This window comes from Streptomyces plumbidurans, assembly GCF_019857225.1.
Taxonomy (GTDB): Bacteria; Actinomycetota; Actinomycetes; order Streptomycetales; family Streptomycetaceae; genus Streptomyces; species Streptomyces plumbidurans.
Genome location: NZ_JAFJSY010000035.1, coordinates 42,204 through 65,932, shown reverse-complemented (window position 1 = coordinate 65,932; position 23,729 = coordinate 42,204). Strand labels below are relative to the sequence as shown.

Sequence of the window (23,729 nt, the reverse complement as noted above, 5' to 3'; positions counted from 1 at the left end):
GTCCCCAGTGCCCAGGCCGAACCGCTGCAAACACCCTCCGGGCACCCCCCGGTTCGTCTCAGCCAGTGAGCACGCCGTCCAGGAACCGGGTCAGCTCGGCGAAGACCTCGGCCTTGTTCGTCTCGTTGAACACCTCGTGCCGGGCACCGGCGTAGACCCGCTCGGTGAGGTGGCCGCCGTTCAGCTGTTCGACGCCGATCCGGCTCCCGGCCAGGGGGACGAGCCGGTCGTCGGCGCCGTGCAGCCACAGCAGCGGGAGCCGGCCGATGTCGCCGCTCGTGGCGATGGTCCGAAGGCCCCGGTCGAACGCCTCCACGGTCGGCCGCTTCATCGGTCCGTGCCAGACCAGCGGATCGGCGGCATAGGCGGCGCCGACCGCCGGGTCCCGGGAGAGCGAGGAGGGGCTGATGGGCGTGTCGGGGATCTCGTCGAGCGCCAGCAGCCGCCCCGGCAGCTCCCAGGCGCCGATCACCGGACCGGACAGCACGAGCGCGGCGAGTTCGTCGCCGTGGCGCTGGGCGTAGCGGGCGGCGATCAAACCGCCCATCGAGTGCCCGATCAGCACGAGCGGCACGTTCGGGTGCGTGAAGCGGGCCAGGTCGGCCACGGCGCGGACGTCGTCGACGACCTCCTCGAAGTCCTCGATCAGCACCCGCTCGCCGGCCGACGCGCCGTGCCCCATGTGGTCGGGGCCGAACACCGCCGCGCCGTGCCCGGTCAGCACCCCGGCCAGCTCCTCGTACCGTCCGACGTGCTCGCCGTAGCCGTGCACCACGACAGCGACGTAGCGCGGCCGTTCATGGGGCCACTCGCGTGCGGTGATCGTGCCCCGGGTGCCGCTCAGCACATGCTCGCGGGCCTCGGCCATGTCTCCTCCAGCTGCGTCGGTGAACGGTGCTGTGCCTGTGGTGGCCAACAGGCGAGACGGTACTGACCCGACCGTATGTCTGCACATACCATCGGTCTCCGCATGGACACGATGACGCTCTGGCACATATCCGGCTGGGAGTTCGCCGCCCTCGCCTTCGCGGCTCTCCTCGTCGGCTTCTCCAAGACCGCCGTGAGCGGGGCGAACACGGTGAGCCTCGCCGTCTTCGCGGCGGTCCTGCCCGCCCGCGCCTCCACCGGCGTACTGCTGCCCGTCCTGATCGTCGGCGACGTCCTCGCCGTCCTCACCTATCGCCGGCACGCCCACTGGCCGACCCTGTGGCGGCTGTTCCCGGCGGTCGCTGCGGGCGTGGTCGTGGGCACGCTCTTCCTGGTGTGGGCCGACGACGCGGTCGTACGCGTCTCGATCGGCGCGATCCTGCTGCTGATGGCGGGCGTGACGATCTGGCGGCGGCGCACGACGCAGGCCGAGGACGAACCGGACTCGGTGGTCACCCGCTCCGGCCGCGTCAAGGCCCGCTCCTACGGTGTCCTCGGCGGCTTCACCACGATGGTCGCCAACGCGGGCGGCCCGGTGATGTCGATGTATCTGCTCTCGGCGGGCTTCCGCAAGCTCGGCTTCCTGGGCACGTCGGCGTTCTTCTTCCTGATCGTGAACGTCTCGAAGGTGCCCTTCAGCGCCGGACTCGGCCTGATCGACGGCCACTCGCTGCTCCTGGATGCCGCGCTCGCGGTGTTCGTCGTCCCCGGCGCGTTCATCGGGAAGTGGGCCGTGAACCGCATCAACCAGCGTCTCTTCGAGCAGCTCGTGATCGCGGCGACGATCGTGGGCGGCCTGCAGCTGCTGCTGCGCTGAGCCCCGGAGCACGCCGCCGCGGGGGCGGGAATGCGGCGGGGGGTCGCCGCGTTACAGCCACTGTGATTGACATGCTCGGATCAGTGATCCAGGGCGTGGGCGAAGGGAGGACCTCATGGCACGCAGCACCGCGCGTCCCGTCATCAGGCTGAAGTCGACGGCCGGCACCGGAGTCACCTACGTGACCCGCAAGAACCGCCGGAACAACCCCGACCGACTGGTCCTGCGCAAGTACGACCCGGTGGCCGGCGAGCACGTCGCGTTCCGCGAGGAGCGCTGAACGAATACGTGCCGCCCGCCGCACAGGGCACCGAGGAGGTAACCCCATGAAGCCCCGCATCCACCCCGACTCCCGCCTCGTGGTCTTCCGCGACCGCGCCGCGAACGCCGCGTTCCTCACCCGTTCCACCGCCGACTCGTCGAAGACGATCGAGTGGGAGGACGGCCACACCTACCCGCTCATCGACGTGGAGATCTCGTCGGCGAGCCACCCCTTCTACACCGGCAAGTCACGGGTCCTGGACACCGCCGGCCGCGTGGAGCTCTTCGAGCGCCGCTACGGCCGCACCGCGACCCGCGACTGAGAGACGCGACCAGGAGAGCCGAACCATGAAGGTGCGCAATTCACTGCACTCGCTGAAGGCCAAGCCCGGGGCCCAGGTGGTCCGCCGCCGCGGCAGGGTCTTCGTCATCAACAAGAAGGACCCGCGCTTCAAGGCCCGCCAGGGCTGACGAGCCGCGCAGCCGACGAGCCACGCAAGGGCGGCCTCCCGGCAGGAGGCCGCCCTTCGCGTGTCGGCTCGACCGCATCGCTGGACCGCATCGCTACGGGGCGATCCCGACCCCGTCGATCCTGCTCCACTTCTTCTCCTGCGCCGCCGACATGGCGGGCCACCGCAGCCCGCCCGGCCGCGGCCGGACGCGCGTGGCGTAGGGCGAGGGGTGGAAGCCGGGCTCGTAGAAGCAGCCCGTGCCGTACGTCCGGTCGAACGCGCCGCACGAGTCCGCGAGCGACTGGGGCGTCGGCTTGTGCCCGGTGCGCACCCAACTGTCCAGCGCGGTGATCGAGTTGGCGTACTCGGAGTTGCTCAGCTGGCTGTGCTCGTGCTCGTCGGTGAACGACTGCACCAGATAACGCTCCCGGTGCGCACCCTCGACGGTCGCCCGGTAGGCCGCCTCGTGCTCCACGAACGCCGTCGGATCGTCGATCGCGTGCATCGTCAGCACCGGGATGGACACCTTGCCGGTGAGATCGCTGTCGTAGGACAGATCGCGCACGGCACTCGGGTCGGCGGAGAACCGCTCGACACCGGCGTTCAGCGCCTTGTCGTCGTGCGAACCGGAGTACCACACGCCCTCGTTGGAGAACGGGTTACGGCCGCCGAGCCGGTCGTGCACGATGTCCCGGAACGTGAAGGTCGCGAACCGCAAGTGCGACTCCAGCGTGCGCTCGGGGATACGCGTGACGGCCAGGATGTCGTCGAGGTTGCGCTGCTGCAGCGCCGTGCGCTCCTCGGGGGCCGAGGCATAGCCCGTGCACTCCTGCAGACGGGCCCGCAGCCCCGCCGTCGTCATCGTCGACCCGGCCCGCAGCCCCTCCCAGAGGGGGTACTGCACCTCGGTCGGGCGGGGATGGTTGTGGCAGTAGTACTGGTAGACCACGCGCAGGTCCACCCGGTAGTCGTAGCCCCGCGAACCGCCGCCCAGGACACCGCTGGTGATCAGCGCCCCGTCGTAGGGACCGTTCTTGCGTCCGTACGTCTCGACGACCTTCGCGGCGACGTCCCCGCCCCACGACTGGCCGTGCACATACGTCCGCTTCGGCTTGCCGAACCGCTCGACGAACAGCCGGCGCACGTTCTCGGTGTCCTCGGCGGCCATCCGCGTGCCGTATCCGCCCCTGCGGTACGACGAACCCGCCCAGGCATACCCCTCGTCCACCATCACCGACCAGCGGGCCAGGTCGTCGACGCTGCGCTGCGGGTCGGAGCCGGCGCCGAGGTCGGGGCCGCCGTGCGCGTGCACGACGAGGGAGCCGTTCCAGTCCTTGGGGACGGCGATCGCGTAGTACGCGCCGTTGGCGTCCTGGCCCGTGTAACACGTGGCCTTGCCCGCCAGTTCGGCCGGGCAGGTGGCGGCCGCCGGCGGCGGCGCGGTCGCCCGGGCGGGCACCGCGCCGACCAGTGCGGTGGAGACCGTGGCCGCCAGGACGGCCAGTACTCCCGTACGCCGCCGGCGGTTCGCCGCGCGGATCAGTGCGCGCGTTCTCGATCTGTCCAAGACGCTGCTCCTCGTCCTCGTCGGCGCGCCGTCGCGCCGTCGGCGGCGATGCTAGGGAGCGGGGGCGGCCGCGAACCATGCTCTGACCGTTGTGTTCATAGTGTTCGGCGGCACCGCGGCCCACGAACGGTGCCCGTGACGGGGGGTGGAGGCGGGGCGAGGCGAGGCGGGCCCTGCGCTCTCCCCGCGGAGTGCGACCTCGTACGCTCGCCCCATGTCCCCCCACGTCCTGATCCTCGGCGGCACCGCCGAGGCCCGTGAACTGGCCGCCGCGCTCGCGGCACGCCCCGGCGTGCACGTCACGACCTCCCTCGCGGGACGCGTGAACCGGCCGGGCGCACTGGCGGGGGACGTACGCGTCGGAGGCTTCGGCGGAGTCCGGGGGCTGACGGACTGGCTGCGCGAACAGCGCGTGGACGTCCTCGTCGACGCCACGCATCCCTTCGCCGAGCAGATCACCGCGAACGCGGCGCGGGCCGCGGCGGCGAGCGGCGTGCCCGCGGTCGTGCTGCGCCGCCCGGGCTGGCGGCCGGGCCCCGGCGACCGCTGGCACACGGTCCCGTCGCTCTCCGCCGCCGCGGACCTGCTGCCGCGCCTCGGCTCCCGGGTCCTCCTGACCACCGGCCGCCTCGGGCTCGCGGCCTTCGCGCATCTGGCGGACCTGCTTTTCGTCGTACGGTCGGTGGAGCCCCCCGAGCCACCGATGCCACCGCACACCGAACTGCTGCTCGCCCGCGGCCCGTTCACGGTGGCCGACGAGACGGCGCTGCTGCGCGAGCACCTGATCGACGTGCTCGTGACGAAGGACAGCGGGGGAGCGGCGACAGCCGCCAAACTCACGGCCGCACGCCAACTCGCCCTGCCCGTCGTGGTGGTAGGCCGCCCGCCCCTGCCGGACGGGGTGAGCGCGGTGCCGGACGTGGCGGGGGTGCTGGCGCGGCTGGGGCTCAACTCGCCCTGAGCCGCGCGTGGTTGCCGCGCCCGGCGACGACTACGCCTGCCCGGCGACGACTACGCCTGCCCGGCGACGACTACGCGTGCCCGGCGACGGCTATGCCTCGGGACGGCGCTCGGGGCGGCGCCGCAGCAAATAGGTGTCCATGATCCACCCCTTGCGCTCGCGCGCCTCGGCCCGCAGCCGCTCGATCCGCGGCCCGGCCTCGCCGATCGGCCCGGAGACGAGTATCTCGTCCGGAGTGCCGATGTAGGCACCCCAGTAGATGTCGATGTCCTCCTCGGCGTACTGCCGGAACGTCTGGTGCGCGTCCAGCATCACCACGACGTCGTCCACGTTCTGCGGGAAGCCCTCGGACAGCCGCCGCCCGGTGGTGATCTGCACGGGCCGGGCCACCCGGTTGAGCCCCGTGCGGTGCCGCGCGACCAGCGCCGAGACACTGCTGATGCCCGGCACGACGTCGTACTCGAAACCGACACCGCCGCGCTCGCGCACCTCCTCGAGAATCCCGAGCGTGCTGTCGTACAACGCCGGATCCCCCCACACCAGGAACGCGCCGCTCTCGTCCTCGCCCAGCTCCTCGGCGATCAGCCGCTCGTAGATGTCCGCGCGGGCGCTGCGCCAGTCACCGACGGCGGGGGAGTAGGCCGCGCCCCCGGCCGTGCGGTCCCGCTCCGGATCGCGCGCCTCGACCACCCTGTACGACCCCGGGTCCGGTATGTGCGCGTCCAGCATGTCCCGGCGCAGCCGCGTCAGGTCGTCCTTCGCCTCGCCCTTGTCGAGCAGGAAGAACACGTCCGTGCTCCGCAGCGCCCTGACCGCCTGCAGCGTCAGCTGCTCGGGGTCGCCCGCGCCGATACCGATGACATGAATCTTTCGCACACCCCGAGTCTGCCGTACGCCACTGACAGTGCCGGTCTAGGGGGTCCGGCCCCGCAGCCGAGGGGCCCGGGCCGCGGCGTCGACAGCCGGGCCACCGCCTTCCACCTCGCCCGCCAGCCCGCGCGCCCAGTCGGCCAGTCCCGCCAGATCCATCCCGTACGGCCGCGGCTGCCCCGATTCCGCCGCCCACTCCTGGACGGCCCCGGCGCCCCGCCGCAGCAGCCGGGCGCCGCCCGTCACATTGCCCCGGGCGGCATGGGTGAGCCCCACGGCGAGCTGCGCCAGGCCCCGCCACAGGGTCCGCTCCTCCTGCGGGCCCGACTTCCAGGCGTCCTCGAACACCTCGTGCGCATGGAAGGGCTTGCCCGCGTCCAGCAACTCCTGCGCCTCGGCGACCGTCCGGTCCGGTGTGCGTACGACGCCCTCGGGCTGCCGGTCCACACCGCCCGCGCCGTACGGCAGCGGCCGCCCGAGCCCGTCCCGCGGCCGGGCATTGCGCGCCCGCCCCTCGCCGTCCCGGTCCCGGGCGGCCACCGGCCGGCCCGCGTCTGCTGAGGATGTCCCTGCCATGCACCGATTGTCGCGCGCCCCCGCCGCCCGCTTCGAGGGCGGGCCCCGACGTGGGGTAAAGTACTGTCCGCGCGATCACGTGGTTCACCACGCGAAGCGCATCGGGACGTGGCGCAGCTTGGTAGCGCACTTGACTGGGGGTCAAGGGGTCGCAGGTTCAAATCCTGTCGTCCCGACCAGCTCGATGGCAGGTCGGAGGCCGTTTTCCCATCACGGGAAAGCGGCCTTTGTCGTGTCCGCCGGCGGCCACGCGGCAACGTGACGGAGAGAAAACGCTTGGACACGGTGGGTGCCGTCGCGGGACACTCCATAGCTCCGCCTGGCCGCTGCCACCAAGACACAGGATCGGGATGGGATTACCTGACTCGCGCGAGGCTCCACCGCGCCGGGGCCCCGTGCTCCTCGCGCTTCGCTACTACGGACGGGAACTGGCCCGGCTTCGGCTGCTGACGGTGCCCGGCATGTTGATGCCGGCGCTGGGCAACATCGGGCTGTCGTACATCGCGCCGCTGATCGTCGCGAAAATCGTCGGCCGCATCGCCGGGGGCGCCGGCGGCGGCATCCGCGCCAACCTCCCCTACGTTCTCGCCTTCGCCGGCGTCCTGCTCCTGTCGGAGGGGCTGTGGCGCATCGGACTGCACTGTCTGAACCGCCTCGACGCCCTCGGCGTCGAGCATCTGTATGTGGTCGGCATGGACGAACTGTTCGCCAAGGACGCGACGTTCTTCCACGACAACTTCGCGGGAGCGCTGACCAAGCGCGTGCTGAGCTTCGCCTCCCGCTTCGAGGAGTTCGCCGACACCCTGACGTTCAACATCATGGGCAGCCTGGTGCCGCTGGTGTTCGGTTCGGTGGTGCTGTGGCGCTACGAACCGCTGCTCGTCGTCGGCCTGTTGACGATGATCCTGCTGACGGCGGTGTGCGTCGCGCCACTGATCCGGCGCCGCCAGGCACTCGTCAACAAGCGCGAGGAGGCCCTCGCCCAGGTGTCGGGCCATGTCGCCGACAGCCTGATGAACATGGACACCGTCCGGGCGTTCGCGGCCGAACGCCGCGAGGCTGCCGAGCACCGGCGCCGCGTCGCCCACGCGCGACGGCTCATGCTGAAGTCGTGGGACTACGGCAACCTGCGCATCGACACCCTCGTCGCACCGATGTCCGTACTGACCAACGTGCTGGGCCTGCTGCTCGCGGTCGCGCTCGGCGGCGGCGAGCACGGGGTCGAGGCCGTGGTCGTGGCCTTCACGTACTACACCAACGCCACGAAGATCATGTTCGAGTTCAACCAGATCTACCGCCGTCTGGAGAGCTCGATGACGGAGGCCGCCCAGTTCACCGAACTGCTGCTGGTCGAGCCCACCGTGCTCGACCCGCAGTCGCCCGAGCCGCTGCCGCCCGGGCCCGCCGACGTCCGCTTCGAGCGGGTGAACTTCGCCCACGGCGGCGGGGACCCGCTCTTCGAGGGCCTCGACCTGGACGTGGCCGCCGGGACGAAGATCGGCCTCGTCGGCCGGTCCGGCGGCGGGAAGACCACGCTGACGCGGCTGCTGCTGCGCATGACGGACATCGACGGCGGCCGCATCCTGATCGGCGGCCAGGACATCAGCCGGCTGCGCCAGAGCGACCTGCGCGGGCTGATCGCCTACGTTCCGCAGGATCCGGCGATGTTCCACCGCACCCTGCGGGAGAACATCGCCTTCGCCCGGCCCGACGCCACCGACGCCGAGATCCGCCGCGCGGCCGAGGCGGCCCACGTCACGGAGTTCGCCGACGCGCTGCCGGACGGCTTCGAGACGATGGTGGGCGAGCGCGGCATCAAGCTCTCCGGCGGCCAGCGCCAGCGGGTCGCGCTGGCCAGGGCGATCCTGCGGGACGCGCCGATCCTGCTGCTGGACGAGGCGACCAGTGCGCTGGACTCCGAGAGCGAGATCCTCGTGCAGGCGGCGCTGTGGCGGCTCATGGAGGGGCGTACGGCGCTGGTGGTGGCACACCGGCTGAGCACGGTCGCCACCATGGACCGGCTCGTCGTCCTCGACCGCGGCCGGATCGTCGAGCAGGGGACCCACCAGGAACTGCTCGCATCCGAGGGCGCCTACGCGAAGCTGTGGCGGCACCAGTCGGGCGGCTTCCTGGCGGAAGGCCCGGACTCGGACGCAAAGGACAGCGCCCCGGACCCGGACGTCCCGACCAGTGCCGCCACGACGGCCCCCTGACCGACGGCACCGACGGTCCGTCCCACTACGGACGGGTCGCCGCGACCTCGAACTCCAGCGTCACCTTCCTGCCGATCATGCCCCGCCCCCAGGTGATGCCCCAGTCCGTGCGGTCGATCGTCGCCCTGCCCGTGAAGCCGACGCGGGAGCCGCCCGGTGCGTCGCTCTCGGCGTCGGTCAGCCGGAGGTCCACGGTGACCGGTCCGGTCGCACCGCGGAGTGTGAGATCACCGGTGACCCTGAAGTCGGTCCCGGTGATCCGCTCCACCCCGGTCGAGGCGAACACGATGGCCGGGTGCTCGTCCGCGGCGAGGAAGTCGCCGCCGCGCAGATGGTCGTCGCGCTTCTCGTTGCGGGTCTGGATGCTGTGGCTCCGGATCACCAGCCGTACGTCGGACCTCGACGGGTCGTCGCCGTCCAGATGGGCGCTGCCCTCGAAGTCGTCGAAGTGCCCGCGCACCTTGCCGAGCAGCATCGCCCGGGCGGCGAAGCCGATCCGGGTGCGGGCGGGGTCGAGAACGTAGTCGCCGGTCAGCTCGCCGCCGGCGTTGATCGTGGTAGTCATGGCAGATAGCTCCCAAACTGATCCCAGTCGTCTCGATCCGTACGACGACACAGCCCCCCGGAATGTGAGGTGCGGGATGCTGCCGGGCCACGGCTCACACTTCACGGCGCTGTCTCGTCGGACAGATGTGGGCACAGCGGTGCGCACGGATGCGACCGAGGGAGGTGCCGCACCATGACCAGCCGGTCCGAGCCAGGAGACGGCCCGCTCGACTCGGGCCTGGACGCGGTCATGAGCGAGCGCCGGCAGCTGATCAATCTCGCCTACCGGCTCCTCGGCTCGCTGGCCGACGCCGAGGACGTCGTGCAGGAGACGTACGCCCGCTGGTACGCCATGTCGGCGCAGGACCAGCGGGCGATCGCCTCGCCCGGCGCCTGGCTGACGAAGGTCGCCGGCCGCATCTGCCTCGATCTGCTCCGCTCGGCGCGGGCCCGGCGCGAGAGCTACGTCGGCGAATGGATCCCGGAGCCGCTGCCCGACCGCGCGGAGTGGATCACAGGATGGTCGGGCGGCGGCGGAGCGGACCCGGCCGACCGGGTCACCCTCGACGAGTCGCTCACCATGGCCTTCCTCGTGGTGCTGGAGTCGATGACCCCGGCCGAGCGCGTGGCGTTCGTGCTGCACGACGTCTTCCGCTACCCCTTCGCCGACGTCGCCGAGATCGTTGGGCGGACCCCCGCTGCCTGCCGTCAGCTGGCCTCGTCGGCCCGGCGCCGTATCCGCGCCTCACAGACGCCCGCGACTCCTGCTGTCCGGCGTGCCGATGTCGTCAGGGCCTTCAAACAGGCGTGGGAGGCCAAGGACATCGACGCCCTCATCGGCGTCCTCGATCCCGGCGCCACGGCGGTCGGCGACGGTGGCGGCGTGGTCAGCGCCGCGCTCCACCCGGTCGAGGGCGCCGAGCCGATCGCCCGCTACCTGGTCGAACTCCGCGACCTGGCACCGGACATGACCCTCCTGGAGCGCCATGTCAACGGACAGCCCGGGCTGGTGGCCGAGCAGGACGGGGTGACCGTGGCGGTGATGGCCTTCGACCTCGCGGGCGACCGGATCAGTCACATCTGGGCCGTGCGCAACCCGGAGAAGCTGCGGCCCTGGACGGCGGAGTGACCGACGCGGAAGGGCAGTTGGGCAGGCGCCCCGGGCCGCCGCGTCACCGGCTGACCAGCAGCTGGAAGTCGAAGGCGTAGCGCGAGGCACGGTAGATGTGCGAGCCGTACTCCACCGGGCGTCCCGTGTCGTCGTACGCGGTGCGTTGCATGGTCAGCAGCGCGGCGCCCTCGTCCTCTTCGAGGCGCTCGGCCTCCTCGGCGGTGGCGGAGCGGGCGCCGACGGTCTGGCGGGCGCTGTGCAGGGTGATGCCGGCGGCGCGCATCATCCGGTACAGGCCCGTCGCCTCCAGCCGCGCGGTGTCGAGGTCGAGCAGGGTCGCGGGCAGATAGTTGACCAGGAGGGCGACCGGCTGGCCGTGGGTCAGCCGCAGCCGCTCCAGGACGACCACCTCGCTGCCCTCCGCGATGCCGAGCGCGGCCGCGACGTCGGGGCCGGCCGGCCGGCGCTCGTTGCGCACCACCCGGGTGCTGGGCCCCTGGCCCGCGGCCTCCAGGTCGTCGTAGAGGCTGCTGAGTTCGAGCGGTCGCCTGACCTGGCTGTGCACCACCTGCGTGCCGACGCCGCGGCGGCGCACCAGCAGCCCCTTGTCGACCAGGGACTGGATGGCCTGGCGCACGGTCGGTCTGGACAGGCCGAGGCGGGTGGAGAGATCGATCTCGTTGCCCAGGAGGTTGCCCGGGGCGAGGACGCCGTGCTCGATCGCCGCCTCCAGTTGCTGGGCGAGCTGGTAGTACAGCGGCACCGGACTGGCCCGGTCCAGGGCGAAGTCCATCGAGTCGGCAGCGGCCGTCGCGGTACGTGCGCCGGCGCCGGTCCTCGCCATGGGCGTACCTCCCTGCATAGAACTGATGAAACCTCAGGAGTGGCTGGGGAAGCCGAGGTTGATGCCCGCGTCGGCCGGGTCCGGCCAGCGCGTCGTGATCACCTTGCCCTGCGTGTAGAAGGCGACCCCGTCGCCTCCGTAGATGTGGTGGTCGCCGAAGAGGGAGTCCTTCCAGCCGCCGAAGGAGTGGTAGCCGACGGGCACCGGGATCGGCACGTTGACGCCGACCATGCCCGCCTTGACCTCCAACTGGAAGCGGCGGGCGGCACCGCCGTCGCGGGTGAAGATCGCGGTGCCGTTGCCCCAGCGGGAGTCGTTGATCAGCTTGATGGCCTCGTCGTACGACTCGGCACGCACCACGGCCAGGACGGGGCCGAAGATCTCGTCCCGGTACGCGTCCGCCGTCACCGGCACCCGGTCCAGCAGCGACACGCCGAGGAAGAAGCCGTCCTCGTGGCCTTCCACGGCGTGGCCGGTGCCGTCGACGACGACCTCGGCGCCCTGCTCGGCGGCCGAGGACACGTAGGAGGCCACCTTGTCGCGGTGTTCGCGGGTGATCAGCGGGCCCATCTCGGACGCCGGGTCGTTGCCGGGGCCGATCCGCAGCCGCTCGGCCCGCTCGGCGATCTTCGCGACCAGCGCGTCCCCGGTGTCGCCGACCGCGACCACCACGGACACGGCCATGCAGCGCTCGCCCGCGGAGCCATAGGCGGCGTTGATCGCCTGGTCGGCGGCGAAGTCCAGGTCGGCGTCGGGCAGGACGAGCATGTGGTTCTTGGCACCGCCGAGCGCCTGCACCCGCTTGCCGTGCTCAACCGCCTTGAGCTGGATGTACTTTGCGATCGGCGTCGAGCCGACGAAGGAGACGGCCGCCACGTCCGGGTGCTCCAACAGGCGGTCCACGGCCACCTTGTCGCCCTGCACGACGTTCAGGACGCCGTCGGGCAGGCCCGCCTCACAGGCCAGTTCGGCCAGCCGGAGGGAGGCGGAGGGGTCCTTCTCGCTCGGCTTGAGGACGAAGGTGTTGCCGCACGCGATGGCGATCGGGAACATCCACATCGGCACCATGGCCGGGAAGTTGAACGGCGTGATGCCCGCGACCACGCCCAGCGGCTGGCGGATCGAGGCCACGTCGACCCGGGTGGACACCTGTGTCGACAGCTCGCCCTTGAGCTGCACGCTGATCCCGCACGCCAGCTCGACGATCTCCAGGCCGCGCGCGACCTCGCCGAGGGCGTCTGAGTGCACCTTGCCGTGCTCGGCGGTGATCAGCGCGGCGATCTCGTCGCGGTGCGCGTCCAGCAGCTCGCGGTACTTGAACAGGATCGCGGTGCGCCGGGCGAGCGAGGTGGCACCCCAGCTCTCGAACGCGGCCTTCGCTGAGGCGACGGCGGCGTCCACCTCGTCGGCGGTGGCGAATCCGACCTGCTTCTCCTGCGCGCCGGTCGCCGGGTCGTAGACGGCGCCGTACCGGCCGGAGGCGGACTCGACGGGCTTGCCGCCGATCCAGTGGGTGAGGGTCTTCATGGTGCAAGTGCCTTTCGCGTACGGGGAGTTCAGAGGTGGCGTCGTCGGTCCGCGGAGTGCCGGTCGTACTCCTCGCGGGCCCGTACGGCGGCCTCGCGGGAGGCGGTCTCGGCGACCGGCACGTCCCACCAGGCCTCGGCCGGGGGAGCGGCCGGGCCCGCGGTGCCGGTCTCGACGTAGACGCAGGTGGGGCGGTCCGAGGCGCGGGCCGCGGCGAGCGCCTCGCGCAGTTCTCGGACCGTCTTGGCGCGCAGCACCTCCATGCCGAGGCTGCCCGCGTTGGCCGCGAGGTCGACGGGCAGCGGGGCGCCGGTGAAGCTGCCGTCGGCCGCGCGATAGCGGTAGGCGGTGCCGAAGCGCTCGCCGCCGACCGACTCGGACAGGCCGCCGATGGAGGCGTAGCCGTGGTTCTGCAGGAGGACGAGGTTGACCGGCAGGCCCTCCTGGACGGCCGTGACGATCTCCGTCGGCATCATCAGATACGTGCCGTCGCCGACCAGCGCCCACACCGGGGTGTCGGGCGTGGCCTGCTGCACGCCGATCGCGGCCGGGATCTCGTAGCCCATGCAGGAGTAGCCGTACTCCAGGTGGTACTGGCGCGGGCTGCGCGCCCGCCAGAGCTTGTGCAGGTCGCCCGGGAGCGATCCTGCCGCGTTGATCACCACGTCGTCGTCGCCGACGACCGCGTCCAGCGCACCCAGCACCTGCGTCTGGGTCGGCACGGCATGCTCGTCGTCGGCCGCGTAGGCCGCCTCGACGACCTGCTCCCAACGCCCCTTGCCCGCGCGGTACTCGGCCTCGTACGCGCTGTCGACACGGTGGTCCGCGAGCCCTTCGAGGAGCGCCCGCAGGCCGGTGCGCGCGTCGCAGACGAGCGTGCGCGCCGCGAGCTTGTGCGCGTCGAACGCGGCGATGTTGAGGTTCACGAACCGTACGTCCGGGTGCTGGAAGAGGGTGCCCGAGGCGGTGGTGAAGTCGCTGTAGCGGGTGCCGACGCCGATCACCAGGTCGGCGGTGCGCGCGATGTCGTCGCTGACCGCCGTGCCGGTGTGGCCGATGCCGCCGAGGTCGGCCGGGTGGTCGTGGCGCAGCGAGCCCTTGCCCGCCTGGGTGGAGGCGACCGGGATGCCGGTGGCGTCCACCAGGGCCTTCAGCGCCTCCTCGGCCCGGCTGTGGTGGACTCCGCCGCCCGCCACGATCAGCGGGCGCCGGGCGGCCCGGATCGCGCGCAGCGCCTCGGCCAGCTCGGCCGCGTCGGGCGCGGGACGCCGTACGTGCCACACGCGCTCGGCGAAGAACTCCTCGGGCCAGTCGTACGCCTCGGCCTGCACGTCCTGGGGGAGGGCCAGGGTGACCGCGCCGGTCCCGGCCGGGTCGGCTAGGACCCGCATCGCGTTCAGGGCCGAGGGGATCAGGGCCTCGGGGCGGGTGACGCGGTCGAAGTAGCGGGAGACCGGCCGCAGGGTGTCGTTGACCGACACGTCCGCCTCGGTCGGGTGTTCCAGCTGCTGCAGCAGCGGGTCGGCCGGCCGGGTGGCGAAGTAGTCGCCGGGCAGCAGCAGGACCGGGATGCGGTTGATCGTCGCCAGGGCGGCGCCGGTGACCAGGTTGGTGGCGCCGGGGCCGATGGACGTGGTGACCGCCTGTGCGGACAGCCGGTCGAGCTGGCGGGCGTGGCCGACGGCCGCGTGCACCATGGCCTGTTCGTTGCGGCCCTGATGGTACGGCATCGTGTCCTCGCCGGCCTCCAGCAATGCCTGGCCGATCCCGGCGACGTTGCCGTGGCCGAAGATGCCCCAGGTGCCCGCGATCAGCCGGTGGCGTACGCCGTCGCGCTCGGTGTACTGGACCGACAGGAACCGCACCAGGGCCTGCGCGACGGTCAGGCGGCGGGTGGGTGCGCTCATAGGGACGTCTCCGGTGCCGTGTAGAGGGGGAGTCGGGGGTCGACCGGCTGCTCGGGCCAGGTGTCGCGGACCCAGGCGTGGTCCGGGTGGTCGCAGATCAGCCAGGTGCGCTCGGGCTCGGGGCCCGCCATGACGTTGAGGTAGTACATGTGGTGGCCGGGCACCGCCATGGACGGCCCGTGCCATCCGTCGGGGATCAGGACGACGTCCCCGCCGCGCACCTCGGCCAGGACGTCGGTGCCCCGGCCGTTGCCGGAGGGGGAGACGCGCTGGTAGCCGAGGCCGGGGATGCCCTCGTGGGCGGCGAACTCGAAGTAGTAGATCTCTTCGAGCACGGACTCCTCGCCGGGCCGGTGCTCGTCGTGCTTGTGCGGCGGGAAGGACGACCAGTTGCCGCCCGGGGTGATCACCTCGACCGCGATGAGCTTGTCGCACTCGAAGACGCCCGCCGCACCGAAGTTGTTGACCTGCCGCGAGGAGTTCCCGGTGCCGCGCAGCTCCACCGGCACGGACGAGGCCGGACCGTAGCGGGCGGGCAGCCTGCGGGTGCAGCGCGCCCCGGTGAGCGCGAACCGTCCGCCGACGGTGGACGAGACCGTCGTACGGGCGTCCCTCGGTACGTAGGCGAAGTCGCTCACGCCGCTGAACACGCTGTCGCGGCCGGTGAGTTCGAAGGTCTCATGGCCGAAGTCGTCGGCGCTCGACACCGTGCAGCTTCCGCTGAGCGGGAGCACGATCCACTCGCTGTCGCCGGTGTCGAAGCTGTGCGTGCCGCCCGGCGGCAGCTCCAGGACGCGCAGGCTGGAGTAGCCCCAGCCGGCCTTCTCGGGCGAGACGTCCACGACGTAGGGGCCGCCGAGGGCCTTGCCTGCGGGCAGGTGATACGTCATTGCGTTCCTCCGTGTCACAACACCGGGTCACAACAGGCCGACGGCCGTGTCCACCGCGCTCTCCACGCTGCCCTCGGCCGGGTAGAGCAGCGACCGGCCCACCACCAGACCCTGCACGGTGGGCAGGCCGAGCGCCTTGCGCCAGCGCTCGTACGCGCCGTCCTGGTCCTCGCCCACCTCACCGCCGAGCAGGACGGCCGGCAGGGTCGAGGTCTCCATCATTTCGGCCATGTCGTCCGGATTCTCGGTGACGGGGAGCTTGAGCCAGGTGTAGGCGGAGGTGCCGCCCAGGCCCGAGGCGATGGCGACGGACCGGGTGACCGCCTCGGCGGACAGGTCGTTTTTGACCTTCCCGTCGATCCGGCGGGAGATGAACGGCTCGATGAACAGGGGGAGGCGGCGGGCGGCCATGTCGTCGACCGCGCGGGCGGCGGACTCCAGCGTGGTCAGCGAGCCGGGGTCGTCGTAGTCGATGCGCAGCAGCAGTTTGCCCGCGTCGAAACGCAGCCGCTCGACGTCCTCGGGGCGGTGGCCGGTGAAGCGGTCGTCGAGTTCGAAGCGGGCGCCCTGCAGGCCGCCGCGGTTGAGCGAGCCCACGACGACCTTGTTCTCCAGAGCGCCGAGCAGGAGCAGGTCGTCGAGGATGTCGGCGCCGGCCAGCACCCCGTCCACGCCCGGCCGGGACAGCGCGATGCACACCCGCTCCAGGAGCTCGGCGCGGTTGGCCATGGCGAGCCGGTGGCCCGCGACGCCGAGGGCGCCGCGGGCCGGGTGGTCGGCGGCCACGATCATCAGCCGGCCGGATGCGCCCATCAGCGGTCTGCGGGTACGGCGGGCTGCCGCCTCGGCCACGGCCTCGGGGTGCCGGACCCTGACCGAGACGAGATCGGGGATGCTGATGGTCAAGACGAGCTCCGTTCAGGGGGTGGCACGGCAGGCGACACGGGCCGATGGCGAAGAAGTCCAGCTCCCCGGTGGGTACCTACAGGTCAGGCGCCTTAGGCTGCGAGTAGAAGCTGCCGCATCCCAGGTGTAGTTCTCGAAGGGTGGCGCTGTCAATAGTTTGTACTTACATTCGGACCTGACGGTGAAATGATGTCTTAACAAAGTATTGACAGCGGACCCGGCCAGGGGTTTGATCCCGTCCCAGGCCGACAGCCGCGTTTGCGGCGCACGACCGGGGCATGCCAAGATCCCGGGTTCGGATCTTCGTGATCCCCTTCTCCTTTCCCCGCAACGCACAGTGAGGTGCCAGGAAAGATGGACCGCGTTTCTCATTCCCGCTCCCGCAGACTCCTTCCCGTTGTCGCGGTGGCCGCGGCAGCCGCCCTGACCCTCGCCGGCTGCTCCAGCAGCTCTGGGGGCAAGAAGTCCGAGGAGGGCGGCGGCAACGCCTCCGCGGGCAAGGCCACCACGCCCCGGATGACCGTCGCCCTGGTCACGCACCAGTCGCCCGGCGACACCTTCTGGGACATCGTCCGCAAGGGCGCCGAGGCCGCCGCGGCCAAGGACAACATCAAGCTCGTCTACTCGGCCGACCCGAACGCCGGCAACCAGTCCAACCTGGTGCAGAACGCGGTCGACCAGAAGGTCGACGGCATCGCGGTCACCCTCGCCAAGCCCGACGCCCTCAAGGGCGCCATCGGCAAGGCGAAGTCGGCCAACATACCCGTCGTGGGCCTCAACTCCGGCGTGAGCGACTGGAAGAAGCTCGGCCTGATGGAGTTCTTCGGCCAGGACGAGTCCGTGGCCGGCGAGGCGTTCGGCAAGAAGCTCAACGAGGTCGGCGCCAAGCACGTCATCTGTGTCGTGCAGGAGCAGGGCAACGTCGGTCTGACGCAGCGCTGCGACGGCCTGAAGAAGACCTTCTCCGGCAAGAGCGAGGTGCTCAACGTCAACGGCACCGACATGCCGTCCGTGAAGTCGACGATCACCGCCAAGCTCAAGCAGGACTCCTCCATCGACTACGTCGCCACGCTCGGCGCGCCCTTCGCGCTGACCGCCGTGCAGTCGGTGTCCGACGCGGGCAGCAAGGCGAAGATCGCCACCTTCGACCTCAACAAGAACCTCACCAGCGCCATCAGCAAGGGCACGATCCAGTTCGCGGTGGACCAGCAGCCGTATCTGCAGGGCTACCTCGCGATCGACTCGCTGTGGCTCTACAAGAACAACGGCAACTACATGGGCGGCGGTGAGCAGCCCGTGCTGACCGGACCGGCCTTCGTCGACAAGAGCAATGTCGAGGCCGTCGCCAAGTTCGCCGCGAAGGGCACCCGGTGACGAGTATGACCCAACACGCTGAGCCGGCGGTGAAGACACCGCCGGCCTCCGGCCCCCGGCAGGCCGACGGCCGCACGGGCCAACGATCGCTGCTCGTCAAGATCCTGGCCCGGCCCGAGGTGGGCGTCTTCCTCGGTGCCGTCGCGGTGTACGTGTTCTTCCTGATCGCCGCGCCGCCGGTCCGTGACGGCAGTTCGATGGCGAACATCCTGTACCAGTCGTCGACCCTCGGCATCGTGACCATCCCGGTGGCGCTGCTGATGATCGGCGGCGAGTTCGACCTGTCCGCCGGTGTCGGGGTGATCACCTCGGCGCTGACCGCGAGCATGCTCGCCTACCAGCTGACGCTCAACGTGTGGGTCGGCGTCATCGCCGCGCTGGTCGTCTCGCTGGCGATCGGCTTCTTCAACGGCTGGATGGTCGTCAAGACCGGACTGCCCAGCTTCCTGGTCACCCTGGGCACCTTCCTGATCCTCCAGGGCGTCAACCTCGCGGTGACCAAGCTGGTCACCGGAAACGTCGCCACCGACGACATCAGCGACATGGACGGCTTCGACCAGGCCAGAAAGGTCTTCGCGTCGTCCTTCGACATCGGCGGCGTCCAGGTCAAGATCACCGTGTTCTGGTGGCTGCTGTTCGCGATCATCGCCACGTGGGTGCTGATGCGCACCAAGTACGGCAACTGGACCTTCGCGGTCGGCGGCAACCAGGACAGCGCGCGCGCCGTCGGTGTGCCGGTGGCGTTCACCAAGATCTCGCTGTTCATGCTTGTCGGCTTCGGCGCCTGGTTCGTGGGCATGCACCAGCTGTTCTCGTTCAACACCGTGCAGTCCGGCGAAGGGGTGGGCCAGGAGCTCATCTACATCTCCGGCGCGGTGATCGGCGGCTGTCTGCTGACCGGTGGCTTCGGCACCGCGATCGGCCCGGTCTTCGGCGCCTTCATGTTCGGCATGGTGCAGCAGGGCATCGTCTACGCCGGCTGGAACCCCGACTGGTTCAAGGCCTTCCTCGGCGTGATGCTGCTCGGCGCCGTCCTGATCAATCTGTGGGTCCAGCGCACCATGACCCGGAGGTGACCCGGTGAAAGAAAAGAACCCCGAAACCCACGGCGAGATCATCCCGGACAGCGGGCCCCAGGGCGAGGACGGCGTGCTCGTCGAGCTGCGCAACGCGGGCAAGTCCTACGGCAACATCCGTGCCCTGCACGGCGTCGACCTCCAGGTCCGCCCCAGCCAGGTCACCTGCGTGCTCGGCGACAACGGCGCCGGCAAGTCCACCCTGATCAAGATCATCTCCGGGCTGCATCAGCACACCGAGGGCGAGTTCCTCGTCGACGGCGCCCCGGTGCGCTTCTCCAGCCCGCGCGACGCCCTCGACAAGGGCATCGCCACCGTCTACCAGGACCTGGCGACCGTCCCGCTGATGCCGGTGTGGCGCAACTTCTTCCTCGGCTCCGAGATGACCAAGGGGCCATGGCCGGTACGCCGCCTGGACATCGAGCGGATGAAGCGGACCGCCGACCACGAGCTGCGCGAGATGGGCATCGTCCTCAACGACCTGGAGCAGCCCATCGGCACCCTGTCGGGCGGCCAGCGCCAGTGCGTGGCCATCGCCCGCGCCGTCTACTTCGGCGCCCGCGTCCTCATCCTGGACGAGCCCACCGCCGCCCTCGGCGTCAAGCAGTCCGGAGTGGTGCTGAAGTACATCGCCGCCGCCCGCGACCGCGGTCTGGGCGTCATCTTCATCACCCACAACCCGCACCACGCCTACATGGTCGGCGACCACTTCAGCGTGCTGCGCCTGGGCACCATGGAACTGTCCGCCTCCCGCGCCCAGGTCAGCCTGGAGGAACTCACCAACCACATGGCCGGCGGCGCCGAACTGGCCGCGCTCAAGCACGAGTTGTCACAGGTCAGCGGCGTCGACGTGAAGGGGCTCCCGGAGCGGGAAGACCTCACCGCACCCCTCGCGGCGGGCGGTCCGGAAGGAAAGGCATGACGTGACGGGCGCCCTGGAACGCGTCAGGGCCGGCTCGGCGGCCGGCTCCTGGGGCGTCCGGTTCCGAGGTCCTGCGGCGCCGGACCCACCCGGCGCCCGACCACCCGAAGGGGGACCAGCATGGCTTCGCTCGGAACGCTGAAAGTCGCCGTCGTCGGCGCCGGCAAGATGGGCGCCGACCATGTCCGCCGTATCCAGCAGGTCATCAGCGGCGCCCGGGTGACCGCGGTCGTGGACGTCGACGCCGAACGCGCGAAGGCCGTGGCGGCCCGCGTCGACGGCTGCACCGCCCACACCGACCCGGCCGCGGCCATCGCGGACGCCGACGTGGACGCCGTCCTGATCGCCTCCCCTGGCCCCGCCCACGAGGCGGCCCTGCTGGCGGCGTTCGCCCGCGACCTTCCCGTGCTGTGCGAGAAGCCGCTCACCCCGGACGCGGCCTCCGCGCTGCGCGTGCTGGAGGCGGAGCTGCGACTCGGCAGGCGCCGGGTCCAGGTCGGCTTCATGCGGCGCTACGACGCCGAGTACCTGAAGCTCAAGTCCCTTCTGGACACCGGCCAGTTGGGCCGCCCGCTGCTGCTGCACAACCGGCACCGCAACCTCGCCTCCCCGCCCGGCTGGACGAGTGAGATGCTCATCAACGACTCCGTCGTGCATGAGATGGACGTGACGCGCTGGCTGCTCGGACAGGAGATCACCGGCGTCACGGTGCTGCGCCCGACACCGTCCGCGAACGCGCCCGAGGCCGTGCAGGACCCGCAGTTCGTGCTGTTCGAGACCGACGGCGGCGCGATCGTCGACACCGAGATCTTCGTCAACTGCGGCTTCGGCTACCAGGTCCAGGCCGAGGTGGTCTGCGAACGCGGCACCGCCCGCATCGGCGAAGGCCACGCCATGGTCACCAACATGGCAGGCCGCTGGGGCGGCACCATCGCCCAGGACTTCGTCGAACGCTTCGCCGACGCCTACGACCACGAGGTCCAGGCCTGGGTCGACGCCACCCGCCGCGGCGAGGTCGTCGGCCCCAGCGTCTGGGACGGCTACGCGGTGGCGGCGGTGTGCGAGGCGGGCGTGCGGTCGCTGCGGGACGGCGGCCGGGCCGAGGTGGAGCTGGTGCAGCGGCCCGCGCTGTACGCGGTCAGCTGAGCGCCCGCCGGAACACGACCCGGGTCTCGCCGGGGCCGTTGTAGTCCTCCTCCGTGCGCACCTCGAAACCGAGACTGCGGTGGAAGGCCACGGAGCCCGCGTTGCCGGTGCTCGTGATCGCCTTCAGCCGGACCGCTCCCTGCCGCCGCGCCGCCTCGGTGAAGGCGGCGTACAGCTCGCGCCCCAGGCCCGTGCCGCGGGCGTCGTCCCGCGTCGCGACCAGATGCACATAGCCGGTGCGGTCGGGGGTGACGAAGCCGATCAGATAGCCGAGGACGCCGCCGTCATCACCGTCATCGCCCTCGTCCGCGGAACGGGCGACCAGGCACGTCTCACCGAACTCCTGCACCAGCGCGAGCAGATGGAGGCTCCGCAGGTCGCGCTCCCCCCAGTAGCGGGAGTGGTCGGCGACGACCTGACGGATGTCGGTGACGGTGGCGGGGGTGATGCGTACGGCCATGGCTCCGATCCTCTCAGAGCCATGGCCGCGCCCTGCGTCCGGCGCTACAGCCGGGTGCGCGGCCGAGGTTCGAACCCGGCCGACCGATAGCACGCGTCGATCAGGGTCATCGACGCCAGCGCGTCGTCCGCGCCCAGCGGCAGCGCGGAGCCCTGCCGCACATGCGCGGCGAACGCCTCCAGCTGGTACGTGTACGACGACCTGGTGCCCAGCCGCTCCGTCCGCTCGCCCGCCGTCGTGCGCACCACGATCCGGTCGTCCAGCTGGGGCAGGACGTAGTTCGGGGCCAGCGCCTCACCGAGGCTGCCGACGATCCGGCAGCTCATCTCCAGCTCGTCGTACGCCATGTGGCAGCGCGCGCTCGCGGTGGCCCCGTTCGGGAACTCCAGATCGGCGTCCAGCCACTCGTCGACGCCGGGAGCGCCCGCCCGCTCCCCGCCGCGCGCGGAGACGAGCCGCGGGGCGCCGCCCGCCCAGGGCGCCAGCATCCGCGCCGCGTGCAGGCCGTAGCAGCCGAGGTCCATCATGGCGCCACCGGCCAGCGGCAGGGACCAGCGTGGGTCGGAGTCCGCGGGCGCCGGGATCGCGACCATGGTCTCCACCCGCCGCAGCTCGCCCAGTTCACCGCTCGCGAGGAGTTCGTGCAGCCGGCGGGTGAGCGGGTGGAAGAGGTAGTGGAACCCCTCCATGAACGCCGTGCCGGCCTTCGCCGCCGCCTCGCGCACCTCGGCGGCCTCCTCGGTGTTGCTCGCCGACGGCTTCTCGCTCAGGACGTGCTTGCCGGCCGCGAGGGCGGCGAGGTTCCACGGGCCGTGCAGACCGTTGGCGAGCGGGTTGTAGACGACCTCGACCTCGGGGTCGGCGAGCAGATCGGCGTACGAGTCCACGCCCCGTTCCACGCCGTGCTCGGCGGCGAAGGCCTCGGCGCGGGAGCGGTCGCGGGCGGCCACCGCGACCACTCGGTGGCCGCCCGCGCGGGCCGGGTCGATCAGGGCGCGCTCGGTGATCCGTGCGGCGCCGAGGACGCCGATGCGCAAGGGTGCGCCGACCGGTTCGCTCATGACGTGCGTTCCTCCTTGGTCCGTTCCTGCAGGGTCAGTGTGCCGTCCGCGGGCGGGAAGTGGCGGCGGACGAGGTCCTGGGCGTGGGCGACGGCACACTCGACCAGCTCGAAGGCGGGCAGCCCGCCGGCGTAGTACGTGTGGCCGCGGCCCTGCAGCGCCTCCAGCCGGTCCAGGGCGCCGTCTTCGAGGTCGGCACTGCCGAAGTGCGGCATGAACGCCCAGGGTTGGTGCAGATGCACGTCCCCGAGCCGCCCGCCGAGGCGTGCCACATCCTCGCGCAGCAGCGCCGCGACGTCGCGGGGGCGGCCGTAGGAGTAGAAGGTCCGCACCTCGCTGTCCGGGTAGCGGTGGTGGTACGAGACGCAGTGGCCCCGCTCCTCGCGGCGCGCGGTGTGCCGGTCGAGGAAGTAGAAGGCGTCACCGGGCAGGCCGGAGGCGGTGGCGACGGTGGTGTGGTAGGCGTTGCTGCGGATCCGCCCGGCGAGGTCCTGCTCCTCGGGGGTGGCGTCCAGGACCGGCAGGATGCGGTCCAGGGTGACGGCGAGCAGCAGGTCGTCCGCCTCCAGGGTGCCTGAGTCCGTGTGCACCCGCACCCCCTCCGCGCGCCGTTCGACCGACCGTAGGCGCATCGAGCAGCGCACGTCCTTCAGCTCGGCGGCGACCCGGCGCCAGAGCGTGGCGAACCCGCCCGTGACGGTGAACGCGCCCGTGTGGCCGAGCAGTTCGGGACCGCCGGCCAACAGCCCGGTCATCTCCGCGTACTTGACGAAGTACAGCGCGGGCACGTCGTCGTCGAGATAGCCGTACCCGGCCGCCGTGTAGCCGGTGCCGAACGACTCGGCCATGGCCTCCATGCCGTGTTCGGCGATCCACTCGGCGACGGGTGCGGCGAGCGCACGCGCCGAGTGGGCGAGCCCGGACTCGGCGATGCGTGGGAACTCCCGCTCACGCAGGGCCCGGTAGCGTGCGAAGGCCTCGTCCCGCAGGAATGACATGGCCTGCCGGGACGCGGTGCCGCCCTCGACGTCGAGGACGCGGTAGCGGGTGGTGCGCTCCGTCGCCACGTCCAGCTCCGTCATCAACTGCGCCGTACGCTCATAGCGGTTGGTGCATATGTGGCCGCCCAGGTCGTGGGCGAGGCCGTCGACGGTCACGCTCTGGCACTTCCCGGCGACCGCGTCCTGCTCCTCCAGGACCGTCACCCGGTGCCCGGCACGCTCCAGTTCGCGTGCCGCCGAGAGCCCGCTTGGTCCGGCGCCCACGACGATCACACTGCGGGGTCCTGGCCGGGCCGTCACGGCGCTGTTCATTC

General features: G+C 71.3%; 24 protein-coding genes and 1 tRNA gene. 12 read left to right on the top strand and 13 right to left on the bottom strand.

The window, feature by feature from the left end; genetic code table 11:
• Positions 1-58: 58 nt before the first annotated feature.
• Positions 59-868, bottom strand: a complete 810-nt coding sequence (locus JYK17_RS22890) for an alpha/beta hydrolase (RefSeq protein WP_128801300.1) — start codon at positions 866-868, stop codon at positions 59-61.
• Positions 869-970: 102 nt separating this feature from the next.
• Here JYK17_RS22890 and JYK17_RS22885 point away from each other — a divergent pair, with 102 nt between their 5' ends.
• The 4 genes from JYK17_RS22885 (at position 971) to ykgO (ending at position 2,476) form a co-directional block, all read left to right on the top strand.
• Positions 971-1,744 carry a sulfite exporter TauE/SafE family protein gene (locus JYK17_RS22885; RefSeq protein ID WP_108012157.1) on the top strand — a complete coding sequence of 258 codons (774 nt, stop codon included), beginning with the start codon at positions 971-973 and terminating at the stop codon, positions 1,742-1,744.
• 115 nt (positions 1,745-1,859) lie between these two features.
• On the top strand, positions 1,860-2,024 hold the full coding sequence (rpmG, locus tag JYK17_RS22880; protein WP_128801299.1) for a 50S ribosomal protein L33: 165 nt from the start codon (positions 1,860-1,862) through the stop codon (positions 2,022-2,024).
• 46 nt (positions 2,025-2,070) lie between these two features.
• The gene (locus JYK17_RS22875) at positions 2,071-2,328 is read left to right on the top strand and encodes a type B 50S ribosomal protein L31 (protein WP_108012159.1); all 258 of its coding nucleotides are present in this window, start codon (positions 2,071-2,073) and stop codon (positions 2,326-2,328) included.
• A gap of 25 nt (positions 2,329-2,353) precedes the next feature.
• Positions 2,354-2,476, top strand: coding sequence for a type B 50S ribosomal protein L36 (ykgO, locus tag JYK17_RS22870; protein ID WP_108012160.1), 123 nt, complete (start codon positions 2,354-2,356; stop codon positions 2,474-2,476).
• 93 nt (positions 2,477-2,569) lie between these two features.
• Here ykgO and JYK17_RS22865 read toward each other — a convergent pair whose 3' ends face one another.
• Complete coding sequence (locus tag JYK17_RS22865; protein WP_222811088.1) at positions 2,570-4,024, bottom strand: DUF6351 family protein; 1,455 nt, start codon at positions 4,022-4,024, stop codon at positions 2,570-2,572.
• A gap of 214 nt (positions 4,025-4,238) precedes the next feature.
• Here JYK17_RS22865 and JYK17_RS22860 point away from each other — a divergent pair, with 214 nt between their 5' ends.
• The gene (locus JYK17_RS22860) at positions 4,239-4,985 is read left to right on the top strand and encodes a cobalt-precorrin-6A reductase (RefSeq protein ID WP_128801297.1); all 747 of its coding nucleotides are present in this window, start codon (positions 4,239-4,241) and stop codon (positions 4,983-4,985) included.
• 90 nt (positions 4,986-5,075) lie between these two features.
• On the opposite strand, the gene cobF is transcribed toward JYK17_RS22860, so the two are convergent.
• Together cobF and JYK17_RS22850 are read right to left on the bottom strand one after the other, a co-directional pair.
• Complete coding sequence (gene cobF, locus JYK17_RS22855; RefSeq protein WP_222811087.1) at positions 5,076-5,861, bottom strand: precorrin-6A synthase (deacetylating); 786 nt, start codon at positions 5,859-5,861, stop codon at positions 5,076-5,078.
• A 36-nt stretch (positions 5,862-5,897) separates the two neighbouring features.
• Positions 5,898-6,431 carry a DUF309 domain-containing protein gene (locus JYK17_RS22850; protein ID WP_222811086.1) on the bottom strand — a complete coding sequence of 178 codons (534 nt, stop codon included), beginning with the start codon at positions 6,429-6,431 and terminating at the stop codon, positions 5,898-5,900.
• A 102-nt stretch (positions 6,432-6,533) separates the two neighbouring features.
• Between JYK17_RS22850 and JYK17_RS22845 the strand changes: the two genes are divergently transcribed.
• Positions 6,534-6,610 (top strand) — tRNA-Pro (locus tag JYK17_RS22845).
• 171 nt (positions 6,611-6,781) lie between these two features.
• On the top strand, positions 6,782-8,644 hold the full coding sequence (locus JYK17_RS22840) for an ABC transporter ATP-binding protein (protein WP_108012165.1): 1,863 nt from the start codon (positions 6,782-6,784) through the stop codon (positions 8,642-8,644).
• A 25-nt stretch (positions 8,645-8,669) separates the two neighbouring features.
• Here JYK17_RS22840 and JYK17_RS22835 read toward each other — a convergent pair whose 3' ends face one another.
• Positions 8,670-9,209 carry a YceI family protein gene (locus JYK17_RS22835; RefSeq protein WP_108012166.1) on the bottom strand — a complete coding sequence of 180 codons (540 nt, stop codon included), beginning with the start codon at positions 9,207-9,209 and terminating at the stop codon, positions 8,670-8,672.
• 174 nt (positions 9,210-9,383) lie between these two features.
• On the opposite strand from JYK17_RS22835, the gene sigJ reads away from it, so the two are divergent.
• Positions 9,384-10,319: an RNA polymerase sigma factor SigJ gene (gene sigJ / locus JYK17_RS22830; RefSeq protein WP_222811085.1), complete on the top strand. Its 936-nt coding sequence runs from the start codon at positions 9,384-9,386 to the stop codon at positions 10,317-10,319.
• Between the two features lie 43 nt (positions 10,320-10,362).
• Here the strand turns inward: sigJ and JYK17_RS22825 are convergent, their stop codons facing one another.
• The 5 genes from JYK17_RS22825 to JYK17_RS22805 are packed head-to-tail and all read right to left on the bottom strand — an operon-like array spanning position 10,363 to position 16,375.
• Positions 10,363-11,145 carry a GntR family transcriptional regulator gene (locus JYK17_RS22825; protein WP_128801292.1) on the bottom strand — a complete coding sequence of 261 codons (783 nt, stop codon included), beginning with the start codon at positions 11,143-11,145 and terminating at the stop codon, positions 10,363-10,365.
• Positions 11,146-11,178: 33 nt separating this feature from the next.
• A complete protein-coding gene (locus JYK17_RS22820; RefSeq protein ID WP_222811084.1) occupies positions 11,179-12,672 on the bottom strand; it encodes a CoA-acylating methylmalonate-semialdehyde dehydrogenase in 1,494 nt (497 codons plus the stop codon).
• Positions 12,673-12,701: 29 nt separating this feature from the next.
• Positions 12,702-14,579, bottom strand: a complete 1,878-nt coding sequence (gene iolD / locus JYK17_RS22815; RefSeq protein ID WP_222811083.1) for a 3D-(3,5/4)-trihydroxycyclohexane-1,2-dione acylhydrolase (decyclizing) — start codon at positions 14,577-14,579, stop codon at positions 12,702-12,704.
• Positions 14,576-15,469, bottom strand: a complete 894-nt coding sequence (gene iolB, locus JYK17_RS22810) for a 5-deoxy-glucuronate isomerase (protein WP_108012171.1) — start codon at positions 15,467-15,469, stop codon at positions 14,576-14,578. The genes iolD and iolB overlap by 4 nt, the downstream gene beginning before the upstream one ends.
• A gap of 27 nt (positions 15,470-15,496) precedes the next feature.
• Entirely contained in the window at positions 15,497-16,375 is an 879-nt protein-coding gene (locus JYK17_RS22805; protein WP_108012172.1) for a Cgl0159 family (beta/alpha)8-fold protein, read from the bottom strand.
• A 354-nt stretch (positions 16,376-16,729) separates the two neighbouring features.
• Here JYK17_RS22805 and JYK17_RS22800 point away from each other — a divergent pair, with 354 nt between their 5' ends.
• The 4 genes from JYK17_RS22800 to JYK17_RS22785 all read left to right on the top strand — a co-directional run bounded on the left by JYK17_RS22800 (position 16,730) and on the right by JYK17_RS22785 (position 20,893).
• Complete coding sequence (locus JYK17_RS22800) at positions 16,730-17,749, top strand: sugar ABC transporter substrate-binding protein (protein ID WP_222811082.1); 1,020 nt, start codon at positions 16,730-16,732, stop codon at positions 17,747-17,749.
• A gap of 5 nt (positions 17,750-17,754) precedes the next feature.
• Entirely contained in the window at positions 17,755-18,825 is a 1,071-nt protein-coding gene (locus JYK17_RS22795) for an ABC transporter permease (RefSeq protein ID WP_164932122.1), read from the top strand.
• 4 nt (positions 18,826-18,829) lie between these two features.
• Positions 18,830-19,747, top strand: coding sequence for an ATP-binding cassette domain-containing protein (locus tag JYK17_RS22790; RefSeq protein ID WP_181362455.1), 918 nt, complete (start codon positions 18,830-18,832; stop codon positions 19,745-19,747).
• A gap of 120 nt (positions 19,748-19,867) precedes the next feature.
• Entirely contained in the window at positions 19,868-20,893 is a 1,026-nt protein-coding gene (locus JYK17_RS22785; protein ID WP_108012175.1) for a Gfo/Idh/MocA family protein, read from the top strand.
• Here JYK17_RS22785 and JYK17_RS22780 read toward each other — a convergent pair.
• From JYK17_RS22780 to JYK17_RS22770, 3 genes are read right to left on the bottom strand one after another with little or no spacing between them, the layout of a single operon-like run.
• A complete protein-coding gene (locus JYK17_RS22780) occupies positions 20,886-21,353 on the bottom strand; it encodes a GNAT family N-acetyltransferase (RefSeq protein ID WP_108012176.1) in 468 nt (155 codons plus the stop codon). The genes JYK17_RS22785 and JYK17_RS22780 overlap by 8 nt on opposite strands.
• 44 nt (positions 21,354-21,397) lie before the next feature.
• Positions 21,398-22,414 carry a Gfo/Idh/MocA family protein gene (locus JYK17_RS22775; RefSeq protein WP_108012177.1) on the bottom strand — a complete coding sequence of 339 codons (1,017 nt, stop codon included), beginning with the start codon at positions 22,412-22,414 and terminating at the stop codon, positions 21,398-21,400.
• Entirely contained in the window at positions 22,411-23,727 is a 1,317-nt protein-coding gene (locus JYK17_RS22770) for a protoporphyrinogen/coproporphyrinogen oxidase (protein ID WP_222811081.1), read from the bottom strand. The genes JYK17_RS22775 and JYK17_RS22770 overlap by 4 nt, the downstream gene beginning before the upstream one ends.
• Positions 23,728-23,729: the final 2 nt, after the last annotated feature.